This is a genomic window from Brevundimonas sp. (assembly GCF_046295075.1).
Taxonomy (GTDB): domain Bacteria; phylum Pseudomonadota; class Alphaproteobacteria; order Caulobacterales; family Caulobacteraceae; genus Brevundimonas.
In genome coordinates this window covers 19,064-34,221 of record NZ_JBKBOC010000020.1, presented here as the reverse complement: position 1 = coordinate 34,221, position 15,158 = coordinate 19,064, and the positions used below count along the sequence as shown (strand labels likewise).

Sequence of the window (15,158 nt, the reverse complement as noted above, 5' to 3'; positions counted from 1 at the left end):
TCCAGACGACGAAGGGGCCGGGCGGCGACGTCCGGCCCTTTTGCGTGGCGGCGCCCCTCCAAAGGTCGCAATCGCGACCCCATATGCCGGCGGGGCGGTTGACCCCGACGGGGCGGCTGCCTACAGCCCCGAGAGCCTGTATTCGCGGGGCCTCTCCCCCCGCACCGAACGATCAGAGGACACCATGGCCGAAGCTTCCTACGACGTCGTCATCATCGGCGGAGGCCCTGGCGGCTATAACGCCGCGATCCGTGCGGGCCAGCTGGGTCTCAAGGTCGCCTGCGTCGAGATGCGTTCCACCTTGGGCGGCACCTGCCTGAACGTCGGCTGCATGCCGTCCAAGGCCCTGCTGCACGCCTCGGAGATGTGGAACGCCGCCAACAGCGAATTCGCCAAGATCGGCATCGAGGTCCAACCCAAGCTGAACCTGGGCCAGATGCACAAGTCCAAAGACGACAGCGTCACCGCCCTGACCAAGGGGATCGAGTTCCTGTTCAAGAAGAACAAGGCCGACTGGATCAAAGGTCGCGGCAAGATCGTCGCAAAAGGCAAGGTCGAGGTGACCGCCGCCGACGGTTCGGTCCAGACCTTGGACGCCAAGAACATCGTCATCGCCACCGGCTCGGAGCCGACGCCGCTGCCGGGCGTCGCCTTCGAAGCCGGCAAGGTGGTCGATTCCACCGGCGCCCTGTCGCTGCCGGCCGTGCCCAAGAAGCTGATCGTGGTCGGCGCGGGCATCATCGGCCTGGAGCTGGGCTCGGTCTGGCGCCGTCTGGGCGCCGAGGTCACGGTGGTCGAGTTCCTGGATCGGATCACGCCCGGCATGGACACCGAGGTCGCCACCGCCTTCCAGCGCACCCTGACCAAACAGGGCATGAGCTTCAAACTGGGCTCCAAGGTCACGGCCGCCAAGTCGGTCAAGGACGGCGTGGAACTGACGGTCGAACCGTCGGCGGGCGGCGCCGCCGAAACCCTCAAGGGCGACGTCGTCCTGATCGCCATCGGCCGTCGTCCCTACACCGAAGGCCTGGGCCTGGAGAGCGTCGGCGTGACGCCGGACAAGCGCGGCTTCATCGACCATGACCACTTCAAGGTGGCTGATGGCGTCTGGGTGATCGGCGACGTGACCCACGGCCCGATGCTGGCGCACAAGGCGGAAGAAGACGCCGTCGCCGTGATCGACACCATCGCCGGCAAATACGCCCACGTCGACTACGCCCTGGTCCCGAGCGTCGTCTACACCTTCCCCGAAGTGGCCTGGGTCGGCCAGACCGAGGATCAGCTGAAGGCCGCCGGCGTCGCCTACAAGAAGGGCAAATTCCCCTTCACCGCCAACAGCCGCGCCAAGATCAACCACGAGACCGACGGCTTCGCCAAGATCTTGGCCGACGCCGCCACCGACAAGGTCCTGGGCGTCCACATCATGGGCCCCCAGGCCGGCGAGATGATCCACGAGGCCGCCATCACCATGAGCTTTGGCGGCGCGTCGGAAGACATCGCCCGCACCTGCCACGCCCACCCGACCCGTTCAGAAGCCGTCCGCCAGGCGGCCATGGATGTAGAAGGCTGGATGATGCAGGCCTGATCCGGCGCCGCATCGAAAGGCGCAGGCTCCAGGACAAGAAAAAGGCCCGGTCGACGGTCGTCGGCCGGGCCTTCTGCTGTTCAGAGGGGCGTCAGGCGGCCCAGGCGTTCTCGCGACTGTGGGATTGGTGGGCCGCTTCGATGCGGAAGCGCGACACCAGCTCGGCCAACTGCTCGGCCTCGTGGCTGAGGGCCTGGTTGGCGGCGGTGGTCTGTTCGACCATCGCAGCATTTTGTTGAGTGGTCTGGTCCATCTGGTTCACGGCGACGTTGACCTCGGCCAGGCCCACGGCCTGTTCGCGAGCGGAGGCGGCGATCTCGGCGGCCAGCAGGTTGATGTCCGCGACCTGGCTGATCAGGGCGGTCAGGGCGCCGCCCGTCTGGGACACCAGTCGGGCGCCTTCGCCGACGCTGGCGCTGGAGGCGGCGATCAGCCCCTTGATCTCGCGCGCGGCGTCGGCCGAACGCTGGGCTAGGGCGCGAACCTCTGAGGCGACGACGGCGAAACCGCGACCGGCCTCGCCCGCACGGGCGGCCTCGACCCCGGCGTTCAGGGCCAGCAGATTGGTCTGGAAGGCGATCTCGTCGATGACGCCGATGATCTCGCCGATGCGGCCCGAGGTGCTCTCGATCTGACCCATGGCGGCGGTGGTGTCGGCGATGATCCGCTCGCGCTCCTCGGCCCCGCCGCGGGCCTTGGCGGTGATGCCTGCGGCGGACTGGGCGCCTTCGGCGGTCTTCTTCACCGTGACGGTGATCTGATCCAGGGCCGCGGCGGTCTCTTCCAGGGCGGCGGCCTGCTGCTCGGTGCGGCGCGACAGGTCATTGGTGGCGGTGGTGACCTCGGCCGTGCCGGAGCGCATCGCCCCGACCAGTTCGATGATGTCGCCCATCGTCGCCGTCAGGGTGTCGGCGGCGGCGTTGTAATCGTCCTTCAGCTTCTTGCTGCGCTCGGCGAAGCTGGTGGTGATCCGGTAGGTGAGGTCGCCGCGCGCCAGGGCCGCCAGGCCGTCGCCCAGGGCCTCGACCACCACGGCGTCTTCGGCGGCCAGGCGTTCGCGATCGGCCTCGCCGGCGAGGCGGGCGGCGCGGGCGCCTTCGCGCATGGTCTCGGCCTCGGTCTCGGTTTCCTTCTGACGCAGGGCGGCGTCGCGGAAGGCGATGACGGCGCGCGAAATCTGGCCGATGTCGTCGCCGCGCGAGACCCAGGGAGCGTCGAAGTCGGTGCGGCCCTGGCGCAGGGCCTCCATCCGGTCGCACAGGCCCTTCAGCGGCGAGAACATCCGGCGCGACACGACCAGGCAGGCGCCCACCGTCAGCAGGGCCACGACAAGGCCGCAGGCGAACAGGGCGATCATCACATTGTTCACCGAGGCCATGAAGTCGGCCTTGGGGATGCCGACATACAGCACGCCGATGGTCTGGCCCGCCGTGGTCTTGATCGGGTCGTAGGCGACGAAATAGGGCTTGCCCAGGATGTCGGCCTGGCCGCGATAGGGCTTGCCCTCCTTGAGAACGGCGTCGAAGACCGGGCCAGGTTTCAGCCGGGTGCCGACGGCGCGCGACCCGTCGTCCTTGACCACATTGGTGGTGACCCGCAGGTCGCCCAGGAAGACGGTGGCCGTGCCGCCGACCAGGGTCTTCACCCGATCCACGGGGGCGGTGAAGTCGTTCATCGGCGTCGAGCCGACGTAGAGCTTGCCGTCGCGCGCGGTGAAACCGTCGCCATAGTCGGCCAGCACGTCCCAGGCGACCCGCATGTTGGTTTCCTGACGCTCGGCCGCTCTAGACTCGGCGTCGCGGGTCAGAAGAACGGCGGCGAGCGCCATCACGGCCAGGGTCAGGGCGCCGAGGGCGGCGATGACCATCAGGGCCGTCTTGGCCGACAGGGAAAGTGCGCTGAGCTTCATGGTCTCGTTCGGTTGGAGCGGCCTTGGAGGGCGAAGCTCAAGTCTGGCCGAATGAGGTTAAAATTCTCAATTTGTAAGGGATCTTGCGTAGTCGGCTCAGGCCAGACCCTTCAGACGGTACAAGGCTTCCAGCGCTTCGCGGGGGCTGAGGGCGTCGGGATCGACGTCCTGCATGGCCTTTTCCAGCGGCGAAGGACCGCGCATCGGTTCCGGTTCGGCGACGGCGAACAGGGGCAGGTCGTCCAGGCGGGCGGCGGCGGCCTTTTCGCCCTCCAGCCGGTTCAGAACCGAGCGGGCGCGGGCGACGACGGCGGCGGGCACGCCGGCCAGTTTGGCGACCTGGACGCCATAGGACCGGTCGGCCGCGCCGGGCGCCGCCTCGTGCAGGAAGACCAGCTCGCCGTTCCATTCGCGCGCGACCATGGACAGGTTGCAGACGTGGTCCAGCCGCGTCTCCAGCTGGGCCAGCTCGTGATAATGGGTGGCGAACAGGGTGCGGGCGCGGTTGGTCTCGTGCAGGGCCTCGGCCGTGGCCCAGGCGATGGCCAGGCCGTCGTAGGTGGCGGTGCCGCGTCCGATCTCGTCCAGCACGACGAAGCTGCGCGGCGTCGCCTGGGTCAGGATGGCGGCGGTCTCGACCATCTCCATCATGAAGGTGGAGCGGCCGCGCGCCAGGTCGTCGCCGGCCCCGACCCGGCTGAACAACCGATCCACGACGCCCAGCCGCATCGAGCGGGCGGGCACGAAGGCGCCGGCCTGGGCCAGGATCACCAGCAGCGCGTTCTGGCGCAGGAAGGTCGATTTACCCGCCATATTGGGGCCGGTGACGATGGCGAGCCGCGATCCGTCCTGGCCTGATCCATCCAGACGGGCGTTGTTGGGGGTGTAGGGCGACCCTTGGGCCTTGACCGCCGCCTCGACGACAGGGTGGCGGCCGGCCTCGACGCAGAAGCTGAGGGTGTCGTCCACCACGGGCCGGGTCGCGCCGACCTCCTGGGCCCATTCGGCGAGAGCCGCGTGGGCGTCCAGTTCGGCCAGGGCCTCGGCGACGGCCTGCAGCGGCTGGGCCAGACGGGCGGCCTCGCGTCGCCAGCCCTCGAAAGTCTCGCCCTCTATGGCCAGGGCGCGGTGGCCGGCCTGGCTGATCTTGGAGTCCAGTTCCGACAGTTCGACGGTGGTGAAGCGGACCTGGCTCGCCAGGGTCTGGCGATGGATGAAGGGGCTGTCGGGACCGGCGCGCAACAGGCCCTCGGCGGCCTTGGCGTTGGTCTCCAGGAAATAGCCCAGGACGGCGTTGTGCTTGACCTTGAAAGGCACGCCGGACTCGGCGACGGCGCGGGCTTCCAGGTCGGCGACCACCCGGCGGCTGTCGTCGCGCAGGGTGCGGGCGGCGTCCAGTTCCGGGCGATAGTCGGGCCTGACATAGCCGCCGTCGCGCGCCAGGTGCGAGGGCTCGTCCACCAGACCGTCGATCAGATCGGCCTTCAGCCGCGACACGTCCGCCGACAGGGTCAACCGGTCCAGGGCCGAGGCGATGCGACGCGGCTGGCCGGTCAGGGGATCGACCTGGCCGACAAACAGGCCGGCGACGCCCTCGGCGATCGACAGGCCGATACGCACCGCCGCGAGGTCGCGCGGGCCGCCGCGTCCCAGGGCCAGCCGCCCCACGGCGCGGGCGATGTCCGACGACGCCTTCAACGCCTCGCGCAGGTCGCGCCGCAGATCGCGCCGTTCCAGCAGCCATTCGACGGCGTCGAGCTGTTCGTTGATCGCAAGCGGATCACGCAGGGGGCGGGCGATCCGTTCGGCCAAAGCCCGCGCGCCGCCCGAGGTGACGGTGCGGTCGATGCAGGCGAGCAAAGACCCCTCGCGCTCGCCGCGCTGGGTGCGGTCGATCTCCAGACTGGTTCGGGTCGCCGGGTCGATGGCGAGGAAGCCGCTCTCGCCCAGACGGCGCGGCGGGGCCAAGGCGGGAACCTTGCCGGCCTGTGTCGTCTCCAGATAGGCGGCGATCAGGCCCAACGCCGAGACCTCGGCCTCCTCGAAGGCGCCGAAACCGTCGAGGGCGGAGACGCCGTACAGCCGCTCGACCCGCACGCGCGCCGCCTGGGGTTCGGCGATGGCGCTGGCCAGCGCCTGGACCACGCCGCCCGAACCGTCCAGCGCATCGCGCGTGGCCTCGTCCGAATACATCCGGTCGGTGACCAGAACCTCGGACGGTCGGAAGGCGGCCAGCGCCGCGCCCAGGTCCTCGATAGAACAGGCGACGGAATCGACGGCGCCGGACGACAGTTCGACCACGGCGACCGCCGCCCGCCCCTTGCGCACCGCGACCGCCGCCAGGCGATTGGCGCCGCGCGCGTCCAGCAGACTGTCTTCGGTCAGGGTGCCGGGCGTCACGACCCGCACCACGCCGCGATGGACCACGGATTTGCCGCCGCGCTTCTTGGCCTCGGCGGGGTCTTCCAGTTGTTCGCAGATGGCGACCTTGTGGCCCATGCGGATCAGCCGGGCGAGGTAGCCCTCCATCGCATGGACCGGCACGCCCGCCATCGGGATGTCCTCGCCCTGATGCTTGCCCCGCTTGGTTAGGGTGATGCCGAGCGCCGCCGCCGCGACCTCGGCGTCCTTGAAGAACAGCTCGTAGAAATCGCCCATGCGGAAGAACAGGATGGCGTCCGGCTGACCCGCCTTGGCCGTCAGATATTGCGCCATGAACGGCGTCGCGCCCTCCAGCGAAGCGGCGATTTCGGGCGGGTGAGAGACGGGCGCGTTCATGTGGCGACAGGGTGACGGATCGCGCTCGGCGGCTCAAGGCCGTTGAACGGCCCTTGCACAGGCTTGTCGCCCCTGCGATAGGCCGCGCCAGGCGGTTTAGGGAACACGGTGAGACACCGTGGCTGTGCCCGCAACTGTAGGCGGCGAGAGCGTCGTCCGTCCGGGGTCTGACGACTTCGGCGCCACTGGGAAACTGGGAAGGCGAGGACGGCGGTTTTTGACCCGCAAGCCAGGAAACCTGGCCGCCTGTGTCGCTCGCTGCTGTCCGGGACCAGACAGAGGCGCGGGGACTTAACCGTCGCAGCGACCCGACCTTGCGCCGTCCAGACCCCCGCGGTCTGGCGGGTCGGCTCGCTCATGACGGTCTCTCGCGCGCATTCGCGGGACCGAAACGGGGATCTCGCTCAATGAAGCGTTCCATTCTTCTCTCGACGGCTGCGATAGCCGCCGCCTTCGCCGCGCCTGCCTTCGCCGCTGATGATGCGACCCAGCTGGACGACGTCGTCATCACCGCCACCCGCATCCCGGCCATCGTCGCGGACACGCCCGGCGCTCGCGTCATCGACGCCAAGACCATCGAACAACGCGGTGCAATCTTCGCCGCCGACATCCTGGCCGACGTGCCGGGTCTTTCGGTGACGCGCACGGGCGCTTTCGGCGGCGTAGCCCAGGTCCGCATGCGCGGCGCGACGCCGGGCAAGACCCTGGTTCTGGTCGACGGCGCGCCCATCAACGACGCGGCCGAGCCTAACGGCGCCTATGACTTCTCCAGCTTCGAGCTGGCCGACATCGAGCGCATCGAAGTGCTCAGCGGCCCGCAGTCGTCGCTCTGGGGCTCCGACGCCATCGGCGGCGTGATTTCCTTCACGACCAAGGAGATCGACGGCGTGCGCGCCGAGGCCGAGGCCGGCAGTTTCGACACGGTGCGCGGCCGCGTATCGGCCGGCGTCGCCAACGAGACCTACGCCGTCAGCGCCTATGTTTCGCGCTTCGACACCGACGGCATCTCCGCCGCCGACGAGGCGGACGGCAATCCCGAGGCCGACGGCTTCCGCAGCACGACCCTGGGCGCCAAGGGCCGCTACGCTTTCTCGAACCTGGTCAAGATCGACGGCTCGGTGCGCTGGAACAAGTCGAAGGCCGACCTGGACGGATTCCCGGCGCCGAACTATGCGCTGGCCGACACCGACGACACGCAGGAAAGCGAGCAGTGGTCGGGCTTTGGCCGGGTGACCGCCCAGGCGTTCGGCCTGAACCATCAGTTCAGCGTCTCGGCGTCGGACATCGACCGCTCCTCGGTCAGCGGCGGCTTCGGCTCGACCTTCACCGGCGACCGTCAGGCCTATCGCTGGCAGGCCAACGGCGCGACGCAGGACATCGACTATGCGTTCGGCGTCGAACGCAACGAGGCGTCGGCGGCCCTGTCGTCGGGCCTGTCGCGCGACCTGTCGATCACCTCGGTGTTCGGCGTGGCCCAGTATGACGTCGGGGCGCTGAACCTGACCGGCGGCCTGCGTTATGACGACACTGACGACTTCGGCTCCAAGACGACGGGCCGCATCTCGGCGGCCTATGATCTGGCCGGCGGTTTCATCCTGTCGGGCGCATACGGCACGGGCTTTAAAGCCCCGACCGTCAGCCAGGCGGTGTGCGACTTCTGCTTTGCACCGCTGCCTTGGCCCGAACTGAAGCCGGAAACGGCCGACAGCGTCGAGATCGCCCTGGGCTGGGCTTCTGCCGACGGCCGGTTCGATGGCCGCGCGACCCTGTATCGCCTGAACGTCGAGGACCAGATCACCTATACGGCCGGCCGCTACATCAATGTGGCCAAGACCCGGTCGGACGGGTTCGAGTTGGAAGGCCGTGCGCTGCTGGGCGCTGGTTTCGACCTGACGCTGGCCTACGCCTGGACAGACGCCGAGGACCGCTCGACGGGCGCTCGCCTGCTGCGCGTGCCGGAGCACGCCGGTTCGGCGACGCTGGGCTGGACGGGCGACCGGGTCTCGGGCGCGCTGACGGTGCGGGCCGAGGGTGACCAGGATGATAGCGGCGGCTTCTCGACCGTGGCGCGCGACGGCTTCGTCACCGCGAACCTGAACGCGGCCTATCAGCTGACCGACCAGGTCACATTGACGGCGCGGATCGAGAACCTGAGCGACGAACACTATCAGCAGGTGTTCGGTTACGGAGAGCCGGGACGGTCCGGCTATGTCGGGATCAGGCTGCGCTACTGATCCGGGCGCGGGCGCCGGCGGTGAAGGCCGCCGGCGCTTCCAGCGCCAGGGACGCCCAGTCCAGATTGGGGCAGGGGGCGTGGGCGGCGGCTAAAATGGCGCGCAGTTCGGCGGCGGAGGCGACGCTGGCCACGACCTTGTCCACCCCTTTGAGCGCCAGGGCGTAACCCAGGGCCGCCTGCATCGGGTCGCAGCGTTGTTCCGCCAGGCGTCTGCGCGTGCGCGACAGGGCCTGGGCGTGGCTGGCCAGTTCGGCCGGAAGATCGTCGCCGCCCGCGAACAGCAGGCCGCCGGCGAAGACCGAAGACAGATGGACGGATGCGCCCGTATCGGCGATGGCCTCCAGTACGCCGTCCTGGGCCGCGCGCTGGTCCAGCAGGCTGCACGGCACCTGGACCACATCGGCTTCCAGACGGCGCGCCAGCAGGGCGGGACCGTCTTCCAATGTGGCGCAGAAACCGATGCGGCGATAAAGGCCGCGATCCTTGAGGCTGCGGGCGCGATCCCACAGGGCGCGACCCTCGGCGCCGGCCAGATCCGCCGCGTTGGAGATCAGCAGAACGTCGCCACGCGGCAGGCCCATCCGCTCCAGCGAGCGACGCGCGCGCGCCTCGACCCGGTCCAGGCCTTCGCTCAACGGCACGGTCCGCACCGTGACCTGGAAGGGCGAGGGGAAGGGCCAGGCCTGACCCAGCAGGCGCTCGCCGTCGCCCTCTGGCCGGGTGGCGATCAGTTTGACGCCGGCGTCCGCCCCCGTCTGAAGCAGGAAACGCATGGCCTCTTCACGGGCGCCCGACGGCGCGCTCATGAAGGCGCCGGGCGCGCGCTCGGGCTCTGTCACCACGGCGAGAGCCAGGCGATGGATGGGCGACGACGCCGAAGGTGTGGCGGGGGAATACGACACGCCCGCACAATGACGCCCAATGCTTAAGGGACGCTGAGCGAGACCTTAAGCGAACCCTACTTATCCACCGCTGATATGCGCAATCCGGCGAAAATCAGGCGTCCGCGTCTGGCTGGCGATCCGGGTGGGCCGAGGCGAAGGCGGGGTGGGCCTGGGCGGTCGCCTCGATGGCCAGAAGGCGGGACCAGGGCGACAGGTCCATGTTGAACCGCCGCGCCGAATAAAGCTGCGGAATCAAATAGCAATCCGCCAGCGTCGGCGCGTCGCCGAAACACCAGGCTCCGCCGTGGCGGGCGACCAGAGCCTCCAGCGCATCGAAGCCGGGCACGATCCACCCAGCGGCCCAGGCGTCGACGGTCGCCTGATCGGCCTCGAAATTCGACCTTAACGCTTTCAGCACCCGCAGGTTGTTCAGCGGATGAATGTCGCAGCCGATCAGGGCGGCCATGGCGCGCACGGCGGCGCGATCGTTGGCGCCTGTCGGCAACAGGGCAGGCTCGGGGTGGGTTTCCTCCAGCCATTCCAGGATGGCCGGGCTCTGGGTGACGATCAGGTCGCCGTCCTGAAGGGCGGGCACCATGCCTTGAGGGTTCAGCGCCAGATAGTCGGCCGTCTTCTGCTCGCCCTTGCGCAGGTCGTGGGCGGCGAGGTCGTAGCCCAGCCCTTTCAGGTTCAGGGCGATGCGGACCCTGTAGCTGGCGCCCGAACGCCAATAGCCGTGCAGGATCATGGCTGAATCTCGAAGCTGAGCGTCTCCAGACCCTCGACGGTGACGACCACGCGGTCGCCGGGGCTGACCGGGCCGACGCCGGACGGGGTGCCGGTGAAGATCAGGTCGCCGGGCTGAAGCGACCACAGGGCTTGCGCCGCCTCGACGATGCGGTCGGGGTTCAGGATCATGTCGTCCAGCGCCCCCGCCTGTTTGACCTCGCCGTTGACACTCAGGCCGATGGCGCCGGCGGGATGGGGCAGGGCGCCCAGGGTGATGGGGCCGCACGGCGCAGACTGGTCGAACCCCTTGGCGGCGTCCCAGGGACGTCCCGCCTTTTTGGCCTCGGCCTGGAGATCGCGGCGCGTCAGGTCGCAACCGACGGCCCAGCCGACGATGGTGACGCCGCCGTCCGCATCCGGCCCGATGGCCGCGACCAGTTCGGCCTCGTAATGCAGATTGGCCGTCGCCGACGGATAGGCGGGGTTCGCCCCGTCCGACACCACGGCGTCGCCAGGCTTGGTGAAGAAGAAGGGCGTCTGCTTGTCGGGGTCCGAGCCCATCTCGCGCGCATGGGCGGCGTAGTTCTGGCCCACGCACAGGATGCGGCGGACGGGAAACCGTTGGTCCGATCCGAAGATCGGCAGCGACGGGACGGGGCGGGGTGCGAACAGCCATTGGGTCATGGCCAGTGTTCTAGTGCGGCGAAAAGCCCATGGCGAGGGCGCAGGCGGGCACCCATCTGTTGGAACCTCGTCGAACATGTGGCGTTGCAACACGGGGTTCTCTATTCTACCGCCAAGCTTTCAACGGAGCGCGCATCATGGCCACCACCAAGGCCCGAGAAGACATCAAGGCCGACCTGAAGACCCTCAAGGAGGATCTGAAGACCGGCGCCCGTGAGGAAACCCAGCGCCTGCGCGAGAAGGCGGCCGAGGCCGAGGCAAAGTTGCGCGCCAAGAGCGACGAAGTGCGCGACCAGGCACGGGGCTATTATGACGAGGCCCGCGTGAAGGGCCGCGAATATTACGACGACGCCGCCGAACGCTTCGACGAGGCGCAACGCTATGTCGTCGAGCGCGTGCAGGAGCGTCCGCTTCAGTCCACGGCCGTGGCTCTGGGCGTCGGCGTCATCCTGGGCCTGCTGCTGGCTGGCCGCCGCCGCTGATGTTCAAGGGCATCGTCAAAAAGCTGGTGGCGACGGCCGTCGTCGCCGCCAGCGTGTTTCTGGCCGTCGTCTTTCTTGGCGTGTCCATTTTCTACGCGCTCAGCCTGACGTTGACCCCGCTGGGTGCGGCGGCCGTGACCTTCGGCCTGTTCGCCCTGGTCGCCCTGATCGTGACCGTCGTCTTCCTGAAGGGCGACAAGCACGACGAGAACGATGAAGAGGACGAACCGGAAGGTCTGTTGGCCAAGGTGATCCATATTGTGCGCGAGCGCCCGATCGTGGGCGCCGTCGGCGGTCTGGGCGCGGCCTTCCTGCTGCTGCGCAATCCGGCCCTGGCGGCGATCGTCGCCAGCATGGTCGCCGAGCGCAAGATGGACCAGGGCGGCTATTCGCGTCGCCGTCGTCGATAAGGCGCCCGAAAGACGGAACGGCCAAGCCGCGACGACGTTGATGTATCGGACCGACGAACGGCTCTCGGGTCGCCGACGGCAACATCAACTCAGGAGAGCCAAACCCATGATGCGTTGGGCAATTATCTTCCTGGTCGTGGCCTTGGTCGCGGCCGTTCTCGGCTTCGGCGGCATCGCGAACTTCTCGTTCGAGATCGCCAAATTCGTCGCTGTCGTCGCCATCATCCTGTTCGTCATCGCCCTTGTGGCCGGCGGACTTCGCGGACGCGGCGGCACGCCCCGACTCTAACGGGCGAGACAATCAGATTGAGGGGCGGGACTTCGCTTCCGCCCCTTTTTCTGTGCGCGAAACGGATCCTGAGAAAGAACTTTACAATACAAAGTTTGTGGGCGATGCTTTCTCATCGGATTTGAGGAGGAGAGACCCATGACCCGCGAGACCCAGGCCATTCAGGACGACATCGCCTATATGCGCAGCCTCGCGCACGAGGGGCGCCACGCGCCGCTGCTGGCGGGACCGATGCTGGTCACCGCCGCCATCGTGTTCGGAACCGCCAACCTGGGCCAATGGGCGATCCAGGCCGGGGTCCTGGACGTCAGTCCTTGGGCGCAGCTTTGGCTCTGGATCGGCGCTGGCGCTGTCTTCGCGGTCGCGCTGACGATGCTGATCGGGCGTATGAAGGGCAAGCCGGGCATCAATTCGGCCGGCAACAAGGCGGTCGGAGCGGCCTGGTCGGGCGTTGGCTACGGCATCTTCGTCACCTGGCTGGCGCTGGTGGCCTTGTCGTTCAAGACCGACAACTGGTCATGGATGGCGGTGATGCCGACGACGGTCTTGGTGGCCTATGGGTCGGCCTGGATGATCGCGGCGGCGATGACGAAGACGCGCTGGATGTCGGTGACGGCGCTGGCGGCCTATGTCGGCGCGGTCGCCGTGGCCTGGTTCATTGACAGTCCGATGATCTATCTGGTGTTCACGGTCGTTCTGATGGCCGTCGCCCTTGTTCCCGGGATCATCCTGATGCGTCAGGAACCGTCGGAGATCGTCTGAGCATGGCCGATGATTTCGACATCAGCCGGATCGACGACGTGATCCACGGGCGCATCCGGCTTGGGATCATGGCCTATCTGTCGGGTGCGGGGACGGCGGACTTCACCAGTCTGAAGGCCCGGTTGCAGACCACGGACGGCAATCTGTCGGTCCATCTGCGCAAGCTCGAAGAGGCCGGTTTCGTCGCGGTGACCAAGAGTTTCAAGGGCCGAAAGCCCCTGACCGAGGCCAGCCTGACCGACCAGGGACGCGACGCCTTCGTCGCCTATCTCGACGCGATGGCGGGCCTGCTGCCAGAGCGGTGAAATCAAGCTAGAAGCGGGTTCATGACCACCCGTCTTCACGCCTTCGAGGCCATCGACAACTTCCGCGACTATGGCGACTACGCCACGACGGCCGGGCGGCGCGTGCAGCCCGGCCGTCTGCTGCGCTCCGCCCACCATGCGCGGGCCAGCGATGCGGATCTGGAGCGGCTGCGGCGGCTGGACATCGGGGCCGTGGTCGATCTGCGCCGGCCCGGCGAACGTCGCGACCAGCCGTCGCGCCGGCCGGAGGGATTCTCCGGACTGGTGATCGAAGGCGGCGTGGACGACGGGGCCGAGGCGCCGCATATCACCTTCCTGAAGACCGCCGACCTGACGCCCGAGTCGGGTCGTCGCTTCATGGCCAAGACCTATCGGACCCTGCCGTTCGACGCGTCGCATCTGGATGTGTTCGGCCGCTATTTCCAGGCGCTGGCGGATCAAGATCGGGCGGTGGTGATCCACTGTGCGGCGGGCAAGGACCGGACGGGGTTTCTCGCCGCCCTGACGCATCATCTGCTGGGCGTGTCGCGCGACGACATGGTCGAGGACTATCTGCTGACCAATGTCGCCGTCGATCTGGCGGGTCGCGCGCCCGGCATCGCCAAACAGCTGCACAAGGTGACCGGCCGGATCGCCTCGGACGACGCCATCGTCGCCTTCCTGGGTGTCGAGGCCGCCTATCTGGAGGCCGCCCTGGCCGAGGTCGAGGCGCGGCATGGGTCGGTGGACGCCTATCTGCGCGACGCCCTGGGCGTCGATACGGCGCGGCGCGACCGGATCGTGGAGCGACTGTCGGCGTGAACGCGGTTCTGAACCATGTCGTCATACGCGATGCGCCGTGGGTCGAGCCGGTCGCGGTCGCGGCGGGACTTGGCGGCGGAGATGGCGTGCTGGCTCTGGTGTCGGACGGCGGACCGGGCGGGCGCTGGTCCCACGTCGCTACGGCGCCGGACCGTGTTCAGGTCGGTCCAGCCGATGACGCCGCGCCGTTCCAGGCGCTGAGAGACCCGGCGTTTGGTGCGGGCGTCGTCGGCCTGGCCGCGTATGACGCGGGCGCGCGGCCGGCGACGGGGCGGCGAGAAGCGACATGGCCCGACCTGATGCTGGCCCGCTACCCGGCCATGCTGACCTTCGACCATCATCAGCGCAGCGTTCGCGCGGTGGGGCGAGGGGCGACGGCGGAGCGGGCGGATGTGGCGGCAGAGGTCGCCCTCGGCTGGTTGGTGAAGGCCGCCGTCGTCGCGCCACCGTCGGCGCCGGCCGAGACCTTCGAGGCCGAAGCGCCGCCGGGCGCCTATCGCGCCGCCGTGTCGGACGTGGTGGAGCGGATCGCGGCGGGCGAACTGTTCCAGGCCAATATCGCGCAGGCCTGGTCGGGGGCGTTGAAGCCGGACGCCGATCCGTTCGACGTCTTTCTGCGACTTCAGCAGGATCGCGCCTCGCCGTTCGGGGCCTATTGGCGGATCGGGGAGCGGGCGCTGGTGTCCAACTCGCCCGAGCTGTTCCTCGCCTTCGACGCCGCCAGCCGCCGCATCGAGGCGCGACCGATCAAGGGCACCCGCCCCCGCGCCGCCGATCCGGTCTTGGACGCGGCCTTGGCGAACGAGCTGAAAGCCAGCGCCAAGGATCGGGCCGAAAACCTGATGATCGTCGATCTGATGCGCAACGATCTGGCGCGCGTGTCGCAGCCGGGGTCAGTTCGCGTCGAGACCCTGTTCGAGGTCGAGAACCATCCGACCGTGCATCACCTGGTCTCGACGGTGACGTCTCAGGCCGACCCCGGCATCGGCCCCGCCGACCTGCTGGAGGCGACCTTCCCGCCGGGCTCGATCACCGGCGCGCCCAAGCATCAGGCCATGAAGGTCATCGCGGCCCACGAACCGCCGCGCGGTCCCTGGTGCGGATCGCTGTTCCTGATCGAGGAGGGCGGGACGTTGACCGCGTCGGTCCTGATCCGAACGGCGGGTTTCGAGCGGTCGGAGGGCGTCTGGCGTTTCCGCACCCTGGCCGGCGCGGGCATCGTCGCCGACAGCGACCCGTCAGCCGAGGAGGCCGAGACCGACGCGAAGATTTCGGCGATGCGCCAGGCCTTGGTGGGGTTCTGA

Annotated in this window: 14 protein-coding genes and 1 riboswitch; of the genes, 9 read left to right on the top strand and 5 right to left on the bottom strand. The window is 68.5% G+C overall.

Annotation, left to right across the window (positions count from 1 at the left end; translation table 11 throughout):
- Window positions 1-184: 184 nt before the first annotated feature.
- Window positions 185-1,585, top strand: a complete 1,401-nt coding sequence (lpdA, locus tag ACK4MH_RS13870; protein ID WP_409719374.1) for a dihydrolipoyl dehydrogenase — start codon at window positions 185-187, stop codon at window positions 1,583-1,585.
- Window positions 1,586-1,676: 91 nt separating this feature from the next.
- Here lpdA and ACK4MH_RS13865 read toward each other — a convergent pair whose 3' ends face one another.
- Together ACK4MH_RS13865 and mutS are read right to left on the bottom strand one after the other, a co-directional pair.
- Complete coding sequence (locus tag ACK4MH_RS13865; RefSeq protein ID WP_409719372.1) at window positions 1,677-3,494, bottom strand: methyl-accepting chemotaxis protein; 1,818 nt, start codon at window positions 3,492-3,494, stop codon at window positions 1,677-1,679.
- Window positions 3,495-3,590: 96 nt separating this feature from the next.
- Window positions 3,591-6,272, bottom strand: a complete 2,682-nt coding sequence (gene mutS, locus ACK4MH_RS13860; RefSeq protein WP_409719370.1) for a DNA mismatch repair protein MutS — start codon at window positions 6,270-6,272, stop codon at window positions 3,591-3,593.
- 50 nt (window positions 6,273-6,322) lie between these two features.
- Window positions 6,323-6,533, top strand: a riboswitch (cobalamin riboswitch).
- A 146-nt stretch (window positions 6,534-6,679) separates the two neighbouring features.
- On the opposite strand from mutS, the gene ACK4MH_RS13855 reads away from it, so the two are divergent.
- Window positions 6,680-8,506: a TonB-dependent receptor plug domain-containing protein gene (locus ACK4MH_RS13855; RefSeq protein ID WP_409719368.1), complete on the top strand. Its 1,827-nt coding sequence runs from the start codon at window positions 6,680-6,682 to the stop codon at window positions 8,504-8,506.
- Here the strand turns inward: ACK4MH_RS13855 and ACK4MH_RS13850 are convergent.
- The 3 genes from ACK4MH_RS13850 to ACK4MH_RS13840 all read right to left on the bottom strand — a co-directional run bounded on the left by ACK4MH_RS13850 (window position 8,490) and on the right by ACK4MH_RS13840 (window position 10,805).
- Window positions 8,490-9,410, bottom strand: coding sequence for an aldo/keto reductase (locus ACK4MH_RS13850; protein WP_409719366.1), 921 nt, complete (start codon window positions 9,408-9,410; stop codon window positions 8,490-8,492). The two genes, ACK4MH_RS13855 and ACK4MH_RS13850, sit on opposite strands and share 17 nt — an antisense overlap.
- Before the next feature lie 94 nt (window positions 9,411-9,504).
- Window positions 9,505-10,140 carry a maleylacetoacetate isomerase gene (gene maiA, locus ACK4MH_RS13845; protein WP_409719364.1) on the bottom strand — a complete coding sequence of 212 codons (636 nt, stop codon included), beginning with the start codon at window positions 10,138-10,140 and terminating at the stop codon, window positions 9,505-9,507.
- Complete coding sequence (locus tag ACK4MH_RS13840; RefSeq protein WP_409719362.1) at window positions 10,137-10,805, bottom strand: fumarylacetoacetate hydrolase family protein; 669 nt, start codon at window positions 10,803-10,805, stop codon at window positions 10,137-10,139. The genes maiA and ACK4MH_RS13840 overlap by 4 nt, the downstream gene beginning before the upstream one ends.
- Before the next feature lie 137 nt (window positions 10,806-10,942).
- Here ACK4MH_RS13840 and ACK4MH_RS13835 point away from each other — a divergent pair, with 137 nt between their 5' ends.
- The 7 genes from ACK4MH_RS13835 to ACK4MH_RS13805 all read left to right on the top strand — a co-directional run bounded on the left by ACK4MH_RS13835 (window position 10,943) and on the right by ACK4MH_RS13805 (window position 15,158).
- The gene (locus tag ACK4MH_RS13835; RefSeq protein WP_135193936.1) at window positions 10,943-11,287 is read left to right on the top strand and encodes a YqjD family protein; all 345 of its coding nucleotides are present in this window, start codon (window positions 10,943-10,945) and stop codon (window positions 11,285-11,287) included.
- On the top strand, window positions 11,287-11,697 hold the full coding sequence (locus tag ACK4MH_RS13830; protein WP_409719360.1) for a hypothetical protein: 411 nt from the start codon (window positions 11,287-11,289) through the stop codon (window positions 11,695-11,697). The genes ACK4MH_RS13835 and ACK4MH_RS13830 overlap by 1 nt, the downstream gene beginning before the upstream one ends.
- Before the next feature lie 106 nt (window positions 11,698-11,803).
- Window positions 11,804-11,986 carry a DUF1328 domain-containing protein gene (locus ACK4MH_RS13825; protein ID WP_087121113.1) on the top strand — a complete coding sequence of 61 codons (183 nt, stop codon included), beginning with the start codon at window positions 11,804-11,806 and terminating at the stop codon, window positions 11,984-11,986.
- 138 nt (window positions 11,987-12,124) lie between these two features.
- On the top strand, window positions 12,125-12,748 hold the full coding sequence (locus tag ACK4MH_RS13820) for a hypothetical protein (RefSeq protein ID WP_409719357.1): 624 nt from the start codon (window positions 12,125-12,127) through the stop codon (window positions 12,746-12,748).
- A 2-nt stretch (window positions 12,749-12,750) separates the two neighbouring features.
- The gene (locus tag ACK4MH_RS13815; protein WP_135193933.1) at window positions 12,751-13,053 is read left to right on the top strand and encodes a winged helix-turn-helix domain-containing protein; all 303 of its coding nucleotides are present in this window, start codon (window positions 12,751-12,753) and stop codon (window positions 13,051-13,053) included.
- Window positions 13,054-13,074: 21 nt separating this feature from the next.
- Window positions 13,075-13,854: a tyrosine-protein phosphatase gene (locus ACK4MH_RS13810; RefSeq protein ID WP_409719355.1), complete on the top strand. Its 780-nt coding sequence runs from the start codon at window positions 13,075-13,077 to the stop codon at window positions 13,852-13,854.
- Complete coding sequence (locus ACK4MH_RS13805) at window positions 13,851-15,158, top strand: anthranilate synthase component I family protein (RefSeq protein ID WP_409719353.1); 1,308 nt, start codon at window positions 13,851-13,853, stop codon at window positions 15,156-15,158. Before ACK4MH_RS13810 ends, ACK4MH_RS13805 begins: the two co-directional genes overlap by 4 nt.

Bases quoted from the DNA above. Each gene is read 5' to 3' on its own strand.
- ACK4MH_RS13865 (WP_409719372.1), bottom strand. From the start codon at position 3,494: ATGAAGCTCAGCGCACTTTCCCTGTCGGCCAAGACGGCCCTGATGGTC.
- mutS (WP_409719370.1), bottom strand. From the start codon at position 6,272: ATGAACGCGCCCGTCTCTCACCCGCCCGAAATCGCCGCTTCGCTGGAG.
- ACK4MH_RS13835 (WP_135193936.1), top strand. From the start codon at position 10,943: ATGGCCACCACCAAGGCCCGAGAAGACATCAAGGCCGACCTGAAGACC.
- ACK4MH_RS13840 (WP_409719362.1), bottom strand. From the start codon at position 10,805: ATGACCCAATGGCTGTTCGCACCCCGCCCCGTCCCGTCGCTGCCGATC.
- ACK4MH_RS13825 (WP_087121113.1), top strand. From the start codon at position 11,804: ATGATGCGTTGGGCAATTATCTTCCTGGTCGTGGCCTTGGTCGCGGCC.
- ACK4MH_RS13830 (WP_409719360.1), top strand. From the start codon at position 11,287: ATGTTCAAGGGCATCGTCAAAAAGCTGGTGGCGACGGCCGTCGTCGCC.
- ACK4MH_RS13855 (WP_409719368.1), top strand. From the start codon at position 6,680: ATGAAGCGTTCCATTCTTCTCTCGACGGCTGCGATAGCCGCCGCCTTC.
- ACK4MH_RS13815 (WP_135193933.1), top strand. From the start codon at position 12,751: ATGGCCGATGATTTCGACATCAGCCGGATCGACGACGTGATCCACGGG.
- maiA (WP_409719364.1), bottom strand. From the start codon at position 10,140: ATGATCCTGCACGGCTATTGGCGTTCGGGCGCCAGCTACAGGGTCCGC.
- ACK4MH_RS13820 (WP_409719357.1), top strand. From the start codon at position 12,125: ATGACCCGCGAGACCCAGGCCATTCAGGACGACATCGCCTATATGCGC.
- ACK4MH_RS13810 (WP_409719355.1), top strand. From the start codon at position 13,075: ATGACCACCCGTCTTCACGCCTTCGAGGCCATCGACAACTTCCGCGAC.
- lpdA (WP_409719374.1), top strand. From the start codon at position 185: ATGGCCGAAGCTTCCTACGACGTCGTCATCATCGGCGGAGGCCCTGGC.